The organism is Vibrio sp. ED004, assembly GCF_023206395.1.
Classification (GTDB): Bacteria; Pseudomonadota; Gammaproteobacteria; order Enterobacterales; family Vibrionaceae; genus Vibrio.
The window spans coordinates 1,000,778-1,016,681 of sequence record NZ_CP066149.1 but is presented as its reverse complement, the minus strand read 5'-3'; the positions used below and the strand labels follow the sequence as shown (position 1 = coordinate 1,016,681).

Below are 15,904 nucleotides of genomic sequence, written 5' to 3'. Positions count from 1 at the left end.
ACTCAGTTTCGTATCTAAAGTTTGGTATCTAAGTGCTTAATTATAAATAGTTAAGCAGCGCACCTGCCGCGATAAAGGTACCAACTAACCCTACAATCGGCATCTTCATTGTTTTCAATAGCCATACACCGATAATGATCAGAGCGAAGTCTATGTCGCTGCTCACCGCACTTGTGAAGATAGGTTGATACAGGGCTGCAAGTAGTAGACCTACAACTGCCGCATTCACACCAGTAAGAGCGCCAGCAACCAGAGGTTTGCTTGCAATTGCTTGCCAGTTTTTCAATACACCTAGTAGTAATAAGAAGCCTGGTAAAAACACTGCAATTGTCGCTAACAGTGCGCCTGTGATCGGTGCTGACGGCATCAATACATAACCTAAGTAAGTCGCAAGTGTAAACATAGGCCCAGGTACTGCTTGTGCTGCTGCATAACCTGTTAGGAAGGCATCTTGAGACAGTTGGTCGCCGATACCATTTTGTAGCAATGGGAGTACCACATGGCCGCCACCGAATACTAAGCTACCTGCTTGGTAGAATAGGCCAAACACTTCAATACCTTGAGAGTAAGCACTGAATAGAGGCAGACCAACCAATAACGCAACAAAAATCACGAGAGGCGTTACCGATATTTTTTGTGTTGAAGGTGTCGTTTTTAGCTCTTGAGACGTCAAGAACTTACTACCAACCATCGCTGCAAATAGAAGCACTAAAACTTGAGGCCAGATGCCTGGAATCAGTAGCAGAACAATCGCGGTGATCATACATAAGGCGGTCGCTATCTTCGACTGGCAAAAGTTCTTGTACATACCAAAGGTTGCATCAGCTACAACCACTACCGCTAATAACTTAAGCCCGTGAATGATTGAATTGAAAAGTGGTGCTTCCAATAGTTGGTTGCTCACTAACGCCAATATCAGCATCAGAATCACAGATGGGGAAGTGAAGCCGACAAACGCAGCAATAGCACCTGTTAATCCACCTTTCTTGTAGCCAACCGCAAAGCCAACCTGACTTGAACCTGGCCCCGGTAGAAATTGACTAAGAGCGACAATCTGCCCGTATTCTTCGTCGGACAACCAATTCAGTTTCTCAACAAAGGTTTTACGGAAGTAGCCAATGTGTGCTGCTGGTCCACCAAAGCTAATCCAGCCAAGCCAAAAAAAGGTTTTAAAAATTGAAAGCATGATCGATTCCAGATAAATGTTTAGCGTAATTTAGGTGGAGTTAGACTATGATTCAAATTAATTATTTTAATTATAAATATGAATGAAATGGGTTGCTTGGTATGGCTGATTTTAATTGGAAAGGGATCGACCTTAACTTATTGATTGCACTGCAGGCTTTGTATAAAACGAATAGCGTGAGTAAGGCTGCCGAGCGTTGTTATGTCAGCCAATCTGCGATGAGCCATAGCTTACAAAGGCTACGAAAGTTGTTTGATGACCCTTTGTTTGAGCGTGTAGGTAGCAAGATGGAGGCGACCGATCGAGCCATTGAACTATCAAGCACCGTGGACGCGCTACTGAATACCATCCAGTCTGAAGTCCTGTTATCTAAACGTTTTGAGACCGAGAGTTTCAAAGGTAGTTGGAAAATAGGGCTGACGGATTACGCAGAGCAGATGTTTGGCCCAATGATATTCGATTTGATCAAAGAAGCTTCACCAAACTCTCAAGTCGCATTTTTTAATGTTAATCGAAGCAACTATCAGCATGTATTTGAAGAGGCAAAGCTTGATATCTCGATAGGTAGTTTTGGAGAGGTACCTAAGCTGTTTGGTATTGAGCAACTCTACACCGAGCAGCATGTTTGCTTACTTGATAGCTCAGTGCTTGGTGTTGAACTACCGATGTCGCTAGAGACATTTGTGTCTGTCGAGCATGCATTAGTTTCCCCTAATGGTTCTCTAAAAACAGGCGTAGACCTTAAATTAGCTCAACTTGGTTATACGAGAAAAGTGGCGATTGCATCGAGTAATTTTTTGACGGTAAAACGACTGATAAGTGGCAGGAAGTTGCTGTGTATTGTGCCTAAATTGGTCGCCCGAACTGACCCTAATGTTGACAGCTCATTGATAGCAGTTCCGCCACCTATAGATGTTCCTGATTTCGATATACAGCTTGTTTATCGCAAAGGAAAGCAATTAGACGATAAAAACACGCACTTGAGGAAAGTAATTACCCAAGCGGTAGAGGTTGTCATTGCTGAAGGCTGATTGGGGCTGAGTTCTTTCTGAGTAAGTAACCGATCAAGTGCCAGAGGATAACAACAAATAGAGTGCCGACATAGCCATCGATGGCGTAATGCCAGGCTAGATGAACAGAGCCAATTTGAATAAAGAAGGCGTACAGCCATGCTGTGTAACCGAGTTTCTTATTTAGTCTGAATGATGCCATCGCTATCAGCACAGATATTGTTACGTGCATACTGGGCATGGCTGATATTCCAGTCCCTATATCTCCAATACCTCCTTCATAACTTGCCCATAAGGCATCTTGAGTGCTGAGAGCCCACAAAGAAAACAAACCACGCTCAGTGAGTTCTGCGCTCTGCATGTCTAATCTTTGCATCAAAGGGAGATACAAATCTTGGTCATTGAAGTAGCTAATATAAACGGGTCCAGCCGATGAAAGAAGGGTCGCCATAATGTTGCCAATGATAAACCACGAGCTCAAGAACGTGAGCAAAAACTGGTTACGAAGTTGGTCATCTTTACGGTGAATAACAAAGTAAAGTAGCATCCCCCACATGATAAAAAACCATAAGTTATACAAGATATTGATGGCGAGTGAAGCTATCGCATTAGGCAGGAAAAAGTGAGTAATTTCCCAAGGTGAAATGCCAAAGTGCAGCCATTTATCTAGATTGTAAAAATCGAGATCTAAAAAGTATGGATTAAGGTAAGGGATTACAGATTTTAGGAAGGTGTAGCTAGGAACGAGATATTCAAAACGAGCATCAACAGAACAAAATAGATCGGCTTTGATATCGGGAACAACAGTGTTCTGATTTTCTTGATAAATTGTTTCGTGGGTCTTTTTTCTCGATTAAACAACAGGTAGCAGTAGTAGTATGTTGCCCATAATATAAAGGTGACATAGCAGACTGTCGCCAAAATCTCTAAGTAGGTATAGATGTTGTACCGAACTTCGTGAGGCACGAAATAATTTACAATCAGTGTTACCGGAGTTGTGAATGCAACATAGTACAAAATCAGTTTGTTTCTTCTGAATTCATAAAGTAAAGACGATAACAAGCTTGATTTATCTTTTTGAGGAATGGGTTTAGCGGTTGTCGTCTCTGGATCCATGTAACCCCTCATCAAGATTTCCTATCATGATTAAAGGTTAGTTCATCTAAGCTCCTTTGCTACTTTAGCTTTATTCGCTTTAGCAAAAATAAACGAAATAATTCCTTCCATTTTTCACAACCCGACTATACTTAATTTACGGCTCAAAGCAGTCGTAAAGAATAGGCTTTTTGATTTACCTAAGTAAAAAAATTGGTTATATCCCCATGATATAGCTCAAAAACCTACCAGGCTAAACGGACTTAGTTGGTCTTAAAGCGCTAGCTCCCCCTAGCGCTTTTTCTTTTCATCTCGATTCAGGCAGAAGGGTTTGAATCCGTTGCAGTAGTCGCTCTATCTCTTGTTTCTCATAATGAGCAGTCACTTTAGGTTGGCTGCTTTCTCTTGTGAGTAATGAAGTTTCGATATGGTGCTGTAGCAAAGAATCTTGTGAATTCGCGTTGAGTTTCTCTGCAAGTTTTACGGCTTGTCGACCAATCGTGGTGAAGTCTTGCTTGATGGTGGTCAATGGTGGGTTAAAGAAAGCGCTGTCTTCGATGCCATCAAAACCGACGACTGCGACCTTGTCAGGCACTGGAATTTGAAGTTCTTGCAGGGCGCGTAATGCTCCTAATGCCATCTGATCGCTTGCCACCAACACAGCATCAAATGCGGCTTGCTTGGCGACAGCGTCGCGAACACCAAGGTAACCACTTTCTGCTTGCCAGTTTCCTTGGTATTGATACTGCACTTTGCAATCGGCATCTGATAACGCTGCTAACCAACTCTGGTGACGAATCTGTGATGCACTGGATTCATTCGGCCCCGTGATCAATAGGTAGTGAGTTCGCCCACTCTCTATCAGGTGTTGAGCTGCAAGTTTTGCTCCTTCTGCGTGATCACCGTAAACATAGTTCACTTGGCTGTTAGAAGGGACATCAATGAAGATAAGATTTAAGTGTTGGTATTGTTCGACTAATAACTCTGCATCGACACTTTTTAAAGGCACATTCAGAATGATGCTGTCGACCTGTTGAGCCATCAATTCACGGATAGCTTCACGCGTGTTAGCGAGGTTGGGCTCTGATACAACAGAAAAAGCGATACCATAATTCATGTCATGAGCCTGCATTCGCACACCATTGGCGATCATCGCAGCACCATGCAGTGCCATATCGAGAGTCACCAACCCAACGCTGGTGGACTTCGCTCGACTGAGCATTTGCGCGCCCTTGTTTGGTACATATCCCAACTGTTTAATAGCCGCATTAACCTTGTTACGTGTTAATTCGGCGACGCTCTCTGAACCATTTGTCACTCGAGAAACGGTTTGGGTAGAGACTCCTGCTAGCTTTGCGACATCTTTAAAGGTGACACTCATTATTCTGCTCATAGAACTTTGACAATGAAATAAGCCTAACCAATCTTGATGAAATAAACCTTGTACACCTTCAAATAAATGTCATTTGAAACACTATTTATGTTTCCGAAAACAGTCGATCTTGTGCAAATTTTTATAAGGATTAACTGCTTTTAGATCACGTTATTTGTTCTGTTTGGTACTAACTATAATCTCTAGGTTCACTATTAATCTCAAATTATGTTTACGAAAACAATATGAGATTGGCTATGAGCGAGTTTATTCATCTAACAAGTAAAAACCACAGTTTGATCATCAAATCAGGACGTGTTCCAGAGATCCTGCACTGGGGAGCGAAGATCGCCAGTATTGATGAAGATCTGCTGTTATCAACTGAGAGACCGATTTCTCAAGCGCGCCTCGATGTCGATGTGCCTCTTTCACTTTGTCCTGAACTGGGCAGCGGCCACTTTAACGCACCGGGAGTTGAAGGGCATCGTGATGGCTTGGATTGGGCGCCTGTATTCAATACCACGCGCGTTGAAACTGGTACTACAGACGGTGAAGCTAACGTGCAGCAAGCGACGTTTGTTCTTGAAGACACGGTAGCCAAGCTTGAACTGACAGTCGAAATTAAGCTTGATTACCAATCTGATGTGGTTCAAAAACGTGTCACGGTTACCAATAAAGGCGACAGTAAATACTACCTCAACAAATTGTCCTCAACACTGCCACTTCCGAATCATGCTAATGAGCTGATGACGTTCCATGGACGTTGGTGTCATGAGTTTCAAACACAGCGTCAGCGATTTGAGCACGGTGGTTTCATGCAAGAGAACCGCCGCGGTCGAACTTCTCACGAAAATTTTCCGGGTATGTTTGCGGGTACTCAGGGATTCTCAGAGCAACAAGGTTTGGTGTGGGGCTTTCACTTAGGTTGGAGTGGCAACCACCAAATGCGTGCTGATGTTCGTAGTGACGGTCGTCGTTTTGTCCAAGCTGGCGAGTTATTGCTGGCGGGCGAATCCATTCTTGAACCTCAAGCAAGTTATCAAACACCTTGGCTATTTGGCTGTTACAGCAATTCAGGGCTGAATGGTATCGCTCAGCGTTTTCAGCAATTTGTTCGCGATAACATCATCAACTTTCCAACCGATAAGCCACGTCCTGTTCACTTAAATACTTGGGAAGGGATCTACTTCGATCATAAACCTGAGTACATCATGCAGATGGCGACGGAAGCCGGTGTGATGGGCGTTGAGCGTTTCATTATTGATGATGGTTGGTTCGTTGGGCGTGACGGCGAACGTGCAGCGTTAGGCGACTGGTATCTTGATGAAGCGAAATACCCAAATGGTTTAGAGCCTGTTATTGACCATGTTAACCAGCAAGGTATGGAGTTTGGTCTTTGGGTTGAGCCTGAAATGGTGAGCCAAGATTCGAATCTATATCGTAACCACCCTGATTGGGTGCTTGGTTTGCAAGGCTATCATCAGCCTTCAGGTCGTTGGCAGTATGTTTTAGATCTGCAAAATTCAGAGTGCTTTGATTACCTATTCTCACGCTTAGATGATCTGCTCACTCGCTACAACATCACCTACCTCAAGTGGGATATGAACCGTGAATTGGTTCAACCTGGCCATAACGGTAAAGCGGCAGTACACGGTCAAACTCAGGCTTTGTATCGCTTAGTTGACCAACTTAACGAAGCACACCCAGAGGTTGAGATTGAATCTTGCTCTTCTGGTGGTGGCCGTATCGATTTTGAAATCCTTAAGCGCACCCATCGTTTTTGGGCATCGGACTGTAATGATGCACTTGAGCGTCAAGCGATTCAAAAGGGCATGAGTTACTTCTTCCCACCAGAAGTGATGGGCGCACACATTGGCCCAGCTGAGTGCCACTCAACGAATCGTCGTCATAGTATCAATATGCGCGGTGTAACGGCATTAATGGGGCACATGGGTGTTGAATTAGACCCAGTAAAAGAGTCCCAAGAAGAGAAGAAGACCTTTTCTCACTATATCGCTCTGCATAAACAGTTCCGCCATATTCTCCATTCTGGTCGTAGCTTCCGTATGGATCCTGCGGATAAGAATCAGAACATTTATGGTGTGCAAAATGATGACGAGATGTTGATGACGGTGTGCCAATTAGCCATGCCAGATCATGCGCTTCCGTCACCCCTTCGAATCAGCTGCGTCGAGGACAGCGCTCAATACCAAGTGAAGCTGGTGGAGATGCCGCAAACCAGCTTCCAACTGATGAAGCAACGCCCTCAATGGTTGGATAAAACACTGACGTTAAGCGGTGACAACCTCAAAGAAATTGGATTGACCTTACCTATTTTAGACCCGGAGTCAGCCTTAATTGTGCATCTAAAAAAGATGTGAATTTCTGACTCTGAGTACCCCTACAAATAAAAATCTAAATATAAAAATTATAATCGGCAGCGAGGTAGTGCTGCCGCAATAACTAAACGAAAGGAAAACAAAATGTCTATTACAGTTCTGCTGTCATTTTTGTTGTTTACTGGTTTTGTTGTCGCGTATACCTACAACAAAGTTAAGAACGATAAAAACACCTCACAAGATGGATTCTTTCTTGGCGGAAGAAGCCTGACCGGTGGTCTGATCGCCAGTTCACTGATCTTAACTAACCTAAGCGCCACCAGCTTTGTGGGCATGAGTGCCCAATCTTACACGCATAACATGAGTGTGATGGGATGGGAAGTTGCATCGGGTGTCACGTTGGTCATCATCGCATTGATGCTTGTTCCTCGCTATTTGAAGCAAGGCATTACCACCATTCCAGATTTCTTGGAAAGCCGTTACGACATGTCTGTGAAGAAGTTCGTGACACTGCTTTTCTTGTGCCAGTACGTTATCAATATTTTGCCAACCACACTTTACGCTGGTGCCGTTGTTCTGGGTGAAATCTTCGATGTTCAAGCCTTACTGAATATCTCTGAATTTAGCTCGATAGCGCTAATTTCGGCGACTATTGGGTTGCTTGGCTTCTTTTACGCGATTTATGGTGGCCTCAAAGCTGTGGTCATCGCAGATACTATCAACGGTATCGGTCTGATTGTCGGTGGCATGATGATTCCAGTATTTGGCTTGATGGTACTGGGTGAGGGCAGCTTTGGTGCGGGTCTAGACATTCTGCTGTATGCGGCGCCAGAGAAGCTTCAATCTGTCGGTACAGAAAGCGATCCACTGCCGTTCTCGACATTGTTCACAGGTCTACTGTTGGTGAACTTGTATTACTGGGGTACTGACCAATCGATCATCCAACGTGCATTGGGTGCTAAGAACCTAAAAGAAGGACAGAAAGGTGTCATCCTTGCCGGTGCAATTAAGGTTATCTCTCCGCTGTTCCTGATCATTCCAGGTATTATTGCATTCCACATGTTTGGTGCTGATGCGGGCAACCCAGATACCATGTATACTCGTTTGGTTAACGAAGTATTGCCTAAGCCTTTGGTGGGCTTCTTCGTTGCCGTGATGTTTGGTGCGATTCTGAGTACCTTCAACGGGGTGCTGAACAGCTCTACTACCTTGTTTGCATTGAACGTGTATAAGCCGCTGTTTGGTCAAGGTAAAACAGATGAAGAACTGGTCGGTAAAGGACGTATCTTTGGTGTTGTGATTGCGATTATCTCGGTATGTATCGCTCCTTTCATCATGTACGCACCTGAAGGCTTGTTCCAGTATTTACAAATGGTGGCTGGTTTCTTTAGTGTGCCAATCTTTACCATCGTATTTGTTGGTTACATCTCTAAACGTGTGCCTGCTCTAGCAGCAAAAGTGGCGCTGGTGGTGTTCGTAAGTTCTTATGCGGCAATGCAGCTAATCTTCAAAACACCGATTCACTTCCTACACCAATTGGCGATTCTGTTCGTGGTATGTACCACGCTGATGTTTATCATTGGTCACTTTATGCCTCGTGAATCTGAATACGAGATGCCAGTAAACGAAAATATCGATGTGACGCCGTGGGAGTTCCGCTTCGAGGCTTCAGCGATCATTCTTTACATGGTGCTTGGCGCTTACGTTATGTTCTCTAATGTTGGTTTTGTATCTGACGATCCAACCATCATGCAAGTTTATGGTGTGTGTGGCATTGTTATGTTGCTTGGTATTTTTGGACGACTAGCAAAACGAAAGAAGGGCGCTAACGCGACGGCTTGATGCTCTAAGATAACTTGTTAACTATCTGATTATTTGAGAAGTAATAGTTAGATAAGTAAAAATTTCATCATAGGCCAAATACTTTATATCGAACAATAAAAAGCCGCACCATCACAATGATGGTGCGGCTTTTCTACTTAAGGAAATGGTCATGTTTAATCATAGCCATTAACCAAGAATTGGACTCTTGATTACGCTAGGTCGTCTTTACCTTCGATAAGCGCATGGTGGCTAACTGAACCTGCGGTGCGTGCTGCTAGGTGTGGAACATAACCAGGATCGTTCATGAAATCTACCGCAGCTTGCTTCGATGGCCACTCGATGATGATGCGAAGTGCAGGCTGTTCTGCGTCGCCTTCAAGGCGTTCGTGGCTAGAAGTACGCGCTAGGTATTTACCGCCGTATTGAGCAACCAGTTTGTTTGCAGGGCCAATGTAATCGGCAACCCATGCGTCTGTTGTTGGTGTTACTTCTAGTACTGAATAGTAAGACATAGTGATGTTCTCCACGTTGTGCGCTCTGAATGAGCATGCACTTTAGTTATTAGTCGTTTTAGTCGTTTTAGTCGCTATCTTGCTAACGTCTTGGCTAGCGGACGAAATAATAGTAGTTCGAGTGACCCTGTTTGATAATCCCTACGATTGAATAATCTTTATATAGGAAATGTTGATAATGCTTTCCTCAGGTAAACTTTATATATTGGATGGAAGGTAATGAAGAGTAGAGGTGTGATTAGAACTAGGAGGGGATTGAACGGATAGGGTATGGAAGCCGTACAGCTAATAAACGGGAAGAAACATCGTAGGCCAAATACTATGAAAGGCAGCCCAGTTGTGATAACTGAGATGCCTAACGTGTAGTGTAGGTACTTGTTTTTATTGGATTACAAAGAGAAGCGAGTCCATTTTTTTGCTCGCCAGCGACGAACCATGATTAACCCGCGGAACCATTCATCCATCGCGATTGCCATCCAAGCACCAAATACGCCATAACCCCAATGCACACCAAGTAGATAGCTCATTGCGACGCCAATTCCCCACATGCTAACAATGCCCATTTTCACTGGGAACTTGATGTCGCCAGCGGCTTTCAAACAAGAGATGAAGATCAGGTTAAACACGCGACCTGCTTCTAAAATAATAGATCCAGCAATCAGAGAGGCTGTCAGCGCGAGAATTTCAAGGTCTTGTGTGAACACGTCCAGAATCTCGAAACGGAACAGATAGATCACGCAGGTAATGGTGGTCGAAGCAATAAACCCAACCACGAAATAACGTTGCACTCGGCTGGCGATTTCATCAATCCAACCTTTGCCGATGTAGTAACCGGTTTGAATTTGGCTGCCCTGACCAATCGCCAATGCAAACGCAAAAGAGAGGCGAGCGATGTTTTGTGCATAGGTGAATGCTGCCAACGAAGCCGTGCCCATTTGCACGACAAAGAACATGATGGTGATCTGCGCCATGTTGTAAGACAGCACTTCTCCGGCGTTCATCGAGCCAATCTTAATGATCTTCTGGTAGATGGCTTTAGGTACCGATTTAAACTGTTTCAGTGGTAGATCAATGCCTTTATTTCTCACGACACCAATCAAGATAAACATCCCGATAACTTGGCTAATGACGGTCGCAATTGCTACGCCTTGCACGCCGTAAACCGGCAGGCCAAAAGGTTGGTAAAGTGCGCAGTAGTTACCGAACACGTTAATTACACCCGCAATCATATTGATGACCATGGGTGATTTTGAATAGCCATGACTGCGTAGGATTGTGGTGAGCACTACACCTATCGTGACGTTAAAGGTCAGCGCACCACTGATGAACAGATACTCTTGAGCGTACTGCTCGACTTGAGGTTCAAGTTGGTAGAGTGGGATAAAGTACTCAGCGCCTAGCACGGCGAAAATACTCAACAATACACCCGTAACAATCGCCAATATGATGCTGGCAACGCCGACCTGTGCGCTTTCTAGGTCGCGAGAGGCGCCGTTATATTGGGCGATTAGAATGCCAGTACCACTGCTGACCATAGTCGAGACGATGATTAGGAAAAAGGATATCTGAGAGATAACACCAACGGCAGACACGGCTTTGTCTGAGTATCCGGATAACATGAATACATCACTGGTGTTGAGTGCCGTTCTTAAAAGAACTTCGATAAAAATTGGCCAGGTGAGCGCAACGATTCCCATACGTTTGTTTAGGGTGGAATCAGCATTAGGCATTTAGGTTTTCTCAAAAAAAGGGGTAGGCGACACTATAGTTTAGCGATTATTTAGTAAACGACTATCAAATTAATGTCCGGATAGCTATTAAGGGTAAAGAAAATACCAATAAGGTCGTTAGAGCCAAAAACTAAGCAGGGTGCATGAAACTTTTTGAATCGTTTCATAGAGAGATAAGCAGTAAAGAAGGGAGGCAAGCACTGAAGAGTAAGGACAGTACGACCTAGGTAAAGCTAGCCTTTCGAACCAGCTCTACCGTGTGAAATAGCTAGTTAATACGTTGACCTTCAGCATCAAATAGGTGGCAATTAATGGATGCGAAATTTAAATTGAGGGACTGATAACGAGTGACCTCTTGATCTCCGGGAAGGTGAACTTTAAAGCTATCAACGCCACATGATTGGCCAAACATATAAGTACTGTTGCCCAATCGTTCTACCACTTCGCTCTGGAACTCAATCGTGATATCTGACTCGCCATTGATCTCTAGATGTTCTGGTCGAATACCAAGAGTCAGCTTTTGTCCTTCAGCAAGGCCATCACTTGGCAGAGGCAGAGTAATTTTACTAAGGCCATTAACGGTCAGTTGGGCATGAGTCTCAGAGGTGCTATTGACCAAACAAGGTAAGAAGTTCATTTTCGGAGAACCGATAAAACCTGCCACAAATTCATTTTGAGGAGAGTGGTACAGTTCTAGAGGTGAGCCTACTTGCTCCACTCGACCGTCTCTAAGCACGACGATTTTGTCCGCAAGTGTCATTGCTTCGACTTGGTCGTGCGTTACGTAAATCATGGTGTTTTGCAGATCTTGGTGCAATTTAGCGATTTGTAAGCGCATATCGACACGAAGTTCTGCATCTAGGTTAGACAAGGGTTCGTCGAATAAAAACACTCTTGGGTTACGAACTATTGCTCGACCGATAGCGACACGTTGACGTTGTCCACCCGATAACTCTTTAGGTTTACGTTTCAATAGAGGTTCTAGCTGAAGCGTCTTCGCAGCACTGGTGACCTGTTTCTCGACGGTTTCTTTGGCGACGCCATTCATCTTCAGGCCAAAGCCCATGTTCTCTTCAACAGTCATGTGAGGGTAGAGTGCATAAGACTGGAACACCATCGCGACACCACGTTCAGCGGGATCAACATCATTAACTAGGTCGTTGCCAATATGGATCTCACCTTCCGTGATCTCTTCTAGGCCTGCCACTAAGCGTAGGAGGGTTGATTTACCACAACCAGACGGGCCAACAAATACGACAAACTCGCCATTATTTATCTCTAAATCAACACCATGGATGGTTTGTATATCACCGTAACGCTTGATGACCTGTTTTAAGCTGATATCAGCCATGCTTTCTCCTTGCCTCGTTGGACTACATCACTTTGCCTTTAAAACATACGCTTTCATCAGAAATTTGTTAGATGCCTCGCATGAATTATTGATCCTCGTCATACAAATTTTACAAATCATATTGTTTTTTGTGGAAACGTTTACAGAAATGAAACATAACCGTGCGTAATGTTATCAATAAGCCTAATATTTGAACGTAATTACTATAAACGCTGAGCTGCTTGATTGAATTTACGAAAATGACTGGTAATTCATCAAATGGAAAATAAAGCTTTGAAGACAAGGAATTTCGGGAAATGGAGCAATCTGTGAAAACGATATACCCAGAAAATCGTACCCCATCAGCCAATAAAAAGCGGCGTATCAGTTCCAAGGTGTCCCCTTGGTTATTCTTAGCGCCCGCTATCGCTATCTTTTCGCTCTATGTTATCTACCCCATTTTAGACAGTATCTGGTTGAGCTTCTTTGAATGGGATGGCTTAGGTGAAAAAGAGTGGGTGGGGCTTGAGAACTATCGTGAGCTTTTTGATTCTGATGCTTTTTATACTTCGTTAACGAATAACTTCCTTTGGTTGATCTTCTTTATGCTCGCGCCACCGTGTGGCTTGGCTATTGCCCTTTTTCTCAACCAACAAGTGAAGGGCATTCGTGTCGTAAAATCTTTGTTTTTCTTCCCGTTTGTTATCTCTCAAGTGGTGGTCGGTCTCGTATTTTCTTGGTTCTATGATCCCTCTTTTGGTCTTTTTAATATTGCTCTTGGAACACTTGGTTTCGAACCCATTTCGATACTTGCCGATGAGGACTATGTGACCTACGGAATCATCGCTGCGGGTTTATGGCCACAGATCTCTTATTGCATGATCTTATATTTAACGGGGCTGAATAACCTCGACCCTGAACAGTTAGAAGCGGCTCGCCTTGATGGAGCTAAGAAGTGGCGCATGTTGTGGTATGTGGTGTTGCCTCAGTTAAGGCCAGCTACCTTTATCGCGGTCGTTGTTACCGTGATTGGAGCACTGCGTTCATTCGATCTAGTGGCGACCATGACTGCTGGTGGCCCTTGGGGTAGCTCAACCGTTCTGGCGTATCAAATGTATGAAGAGTCTATCTTTAACTACCGCATGGGTTACGGTGCCGCGGTGTCGGTAGTGCTATTCCTGATCATGGATATCTATATCGCTTACTTCTTGTGGCGTATGTTAAGGAGTGAAAAATAATGTATCCGCAACCAATTCAAAAAGCTGGCCGCTTTACTAATATCAGTTATCGCGTTGCTCTACCGCTCTCGATCGTGATGTGGTTGTTGCCATTGATCGCGGTGATGATGACATCGATCCGTTCGATGGAAGACATCAACAAAGGTAACTACTGGGGCTGGCCGAGCGAGATTCAGTTCATTGAAAACTATACCCAAGTCTTTACCTCGACCTCGATGGGGCAGTACTTAATCAACAGTTTGATCATCACTTTACCTGCGGTCGCAGGGGCTGTGGCGTTGTCGACACTGGCGGGCTACGCTTTGGCGAAGTACAACTTCAAAGCCAATGTGTGGATCTTTGCGATGTTCATCGCGGGTAACTTTGTACCATTCCAAATCCTGATGATCCCAGTACGTGACCTAACGATTGGCCTTGGTCTCTACGATACGCACTGGGCGTTGATTTTCTTCCATATCGCCTTCCAAGCCGGGTTCTGTACCTTGTTTATGCGTAACTTCATTGTAGGAATTCCGGACGCATTGATTGAAGCGGCACGTGTTGAAGGGGTGAGTGAATGGAGAATATTTTGGCATGTGGTGTTGCCATTGGTTCGCCCTGCGCTAGCGGCATTGTCGGTACTGGTGTTTACCTTCATCTGGAATGACTTCTTTTGGGCGTTAGTTCTAGTACAGAGTGACGAAGTTCGCCCTGTGACTGCGGGACTAAGTTCTCTGCAAGGGCAATGGTTAGCGTCTTGGCAATTTATGTCAGCAGGCGCGGTTGTCGCTGCGATTCCACCTGTTGTCTTGTTCTTTACCATGCAAAGGCACTTCATTGCTGGCCTCACATTAGGCGCAACGAAAGGATAGAAACCATGTAAAGGCGCTGGCTTAACGGGTGCCTTTATTGAACCCAATCCATCGTGGATTAATACAAAAAGAGTAACCAAGCACGACAAACTCTACGCAACACAATAATAAAAATTGGACTTAGTGAGCTTAGCTCCACAACAAGGACCTTAATATGAAATACGTGAAACATATCGCTGCTTCTGCAGTGCTTGCTGCCTCTCTGACTACCACTGCTTTTGCGGGCACGTTAGTCATTAACTCAGATGCGTCCGATCCTGCACCCAAAGAGGCATGGGGAGAGATCATCAGTCGCTTTGAGAAAGAGAACCCTGATATTACGGTGAAGTACAACCTATATGACCATGAGTCGTATAAGACCACGATCCGTAACTGGCTGGTGACTTCGCCGCCGGATGTGGTGTTCTGGTATGCGGGTAACCGAATGAAAGCCTTCGTTGACCGTGGTTTGTTTGAAGATGTGAGTGACATTTGGGCAGACAAAAACATGAAGCAAGACTTTGCTGCCGCCGCTCCTGCGATGACAGTGCAAGATAAGCAATATGGTGTGCCATACACGTATTATCAATGGGGTATCTACTACCGCAAAGACATTTTTGAACAATACGGCATTGGTGAGCCGAAAACGTGGGAAGACCTGAAATCAGCGTCTGCAACGTTGAAAGAGAATGGTGTTGCGCCATTCGCGATAGGCACTAAATACCTATGGACTGCGGCAGGGTGGTTTGACTACATCAACATGCGTACCAATGGGCTTGATTTTCATATCCAGTTGATGGATGGCAAGGTGCCTTACTCAGATGAGCGTGTGAAGAAAACCTTCGCTAACTGGGCAGAATTAGTTGAGCCAGGCTACTTCCTTGAGAATCACGCGTCTTACTCTTGGCAAGAAGCGCAGCCTTTCTTGTATAACGGCAAAGCAGCGATGTACCTGATGGGTAACTTCATCACGCCAAACTTCCCTGAAGAGTTGGATGGCAAGATGGATTTCTTCCAATTCCCGGTGATCGACCCAAGCATTCCTATGTCTGAAGATGCACCAATGGATACGCTGCACATTCCTTCTAAGGCGAAGAACAAAGAAGATGCACGTAAGTTCCTTGAGTTTGTAGCTCGCGCTGAAAACCAACAACTGATCAATGAGATGCTGCTACAGATCCCAACCAACAACAAAGCCAAGGCGAAATCTGATCCGTTCTTAGACAAAGGCGTTGCGATGTTAGCGTCAAGCGCAGGTACTGCTCAGTTCTACGACCGTGACACCAACCCAGCAATGGCCAAAGAAGGTATGAAAGGTTTCCAAGAGTTTATGGTTCACCCTGAACGAATCGATAAGATCTTGAAAAAACTGGATAAGGTGAGTAAACGCGCCTTCAAGTAAGACTCATGAGCCGCAGCTATTTTGGTTGCGGCTTTT

11 protein-coding genes and 1 pseudogene are annotated in these 15,904 nt (G+C 44.6%); 6 read left to right on the top strand and 6 right to left on the bottom strand.

The genetic code is table 11. The annotated features are described in order from the left end of the window. Nucleotides 1-40: 40 nt before the first annotated feature. Nucleotides 41-1,186 carry a chromate efflux transporter gene (gene chrA / locus ITG10_RS04335; RefSeq protein WP_017632552.1) on the bottom strand — a complete coding sequence of 382 codons (1,146 nt, stop codon included), beginning with the start codon at nucleotides 1,184-1,186 and terminating at the stop codon, nucleotides 41-43. Between the two features lie 101 nt (nucleotides 1,187-1,287). On the opposite strand from chrA, the gene ITG10_RS04330 reads away from it, so the two are divergent. Further along, on the top strand, nucleotides 1,288-2,217 hold the full coding sequence (locus tag ITG10_RS04330; protein ID WP_026084417.1) for a LysR family transcriptional regulator: 930 nt from the start codon (nucleotides 1,288-1,290) through the stop codon (nucleotides 2,215-2,217). Here the strand turns inward: ITG10_RS04330 and ITG10_RS04325 are convergent. After that, a pseudogene (locus ITG10_RS04325) lies at nucleotides 2,201-3,324 on the bottom strand (phosphatase PAP2 family protein). The gene ITG10_RS04330 and the pseudogene ITG10_RS04325 sit on opposite strands and share 17 nt — an antisense overlap. A 274-nt stretch (nucleotides 3,325-3,598) precedes the next feature. Next, the gene (locus tag ITG10_RS04320; protein ID WP_017632554.1) at nucleotides 3,599-4,672 is read right to left on the bottom strand and encodes a LacI family DNA-binding transcriptional regulator; all 1,074 of its coding nucleotides are present in this window, start codon (nucleotides 4,670-4,672) and stop codon (nucleotides 3,599-3,601) included. Between the two features lie 248 nt (nucleotides 4,673-4,920). Here ITG10_RS04320 and ITG10_RS04315 point away from each other — a divergent pair, with 248 nt between their 5' ends. Both ITG10_RS04315 and ITG10_RS04310 read left to right on the top strand, forming a co-directional pair. Further along, nucleotides 4,921-7,044, top strand: coding sequence for an alpha-galactosidase (locus ITG10_RS04315; protein WP_017632555.1), 2,124 nt, complete (start codon nucleotides 4,921-4,923; stop codon nucleotides 7,042-7,044). 102 nt (nucleotides 7,045-7,146) lie between these two features. After that, a complete protein-coding gene (locus ITG10_RS04310; protein ID WP_017632556.1) occupies nucleotides 7,147-8,844 on the top strand; it encodes a solute:sodium symporter family transporter in 1,698 nt (565 codons plus the stop codon). Nucleotides 8,845-9,035: 191 nt separating this feature from the next. On the opposite strand, the gene ITG10_RS04305 is transcribed toward ITG10_RS04310, so the two are convergent. From ITG10_RS04305 to ugpC, 3 genes are all read right to left on the bottom strand, one after another. Next, nucleotides 9,036-9,338, bottom strand: a complete 303-nt coding sequence (locus ITG10_RS04305; protein ID WP_017632557.1) for a DUF1330 domain-containing protein — start codon at nucleotides 9,336-9,338, stop codon at nucleotides 9,036-9,038. A 389-nt stretch (nucleotides 9,339-9,727) separates the two neighbouring features. Beyond that, complete coding sequence (locus tag ITG10_RS04300) at nucleotides 9,728-11,068, bottom strand: MATE family efflux transporter (protein ID WP_017632558.1); 1,341 nt, start codon at nucleotides 11,066-11,068, stop codon at nucleotides 9,728-9,730. A gap of 268 nt (nucleotides 11,069-11,336) precedes the next feature. After that, nucleotides 11,337-12,419 (bottom strand): sn-glycerol-3-phosphate ABC transporter ATP-binding protein UgpC, encoded by a 1,083-nt coding sequence (gene ugpC, locus ITG10_RS04295; protein WP_017632559.1) that lies wholly within the window; start codon nucleotides 12,417-12,419, stop codon nucleotides 11,337-11,339. Between the two features lie 296 nt (nucleotides 12,420-12,715). On the opposite strand from ugpC, the gene ITG10_RS04290 reads away from it, so the two are divergent. The 3 genes from ITG10_RS04290 to ITG10_RS04280 all read left to right on the top strand — a co-directional run bounded on the left by ITG10_RS04290 (nucleotide 12,716) and on the right by ITG10_RS04280 (nucleotide 15,868). After that, entirely contained in the window at nucleotides 12,716-13,636 is a 921-nt protein-coding gene (locus tag ITG10_RS04290; protein ID WP_017632560.1) for a sugar ABC transporter permease, read from the top strand. Next, entirely contained in the window at nucleotides 13,636-14,487 is an 852-nt protein-coding gene (locus tag ITG10_RS04285) for a carbohydrate ABC transporter permease (protein WP_017632561.1), read from the top strand. The genes ITG10_RS04290 and ITG10_RS04285 overlap by 1 nt, the downstream gene beginning before the upstream one ends. 154 nt (nucleotides 14,488-14,641) lie before the next feature. Next, a complete protein-coding gene (locus ITG10_RS04280; protein WP_017632562.1) occupies nucleotides 14,642-15,868 on the top strand; it encodes an extracellular solute-binding protein in 1,227 nt (408 codons plus the stop codon). The last annotated feature ends 36 nt before the right edge of the window (nucleotides 15,869-15,904 follow it).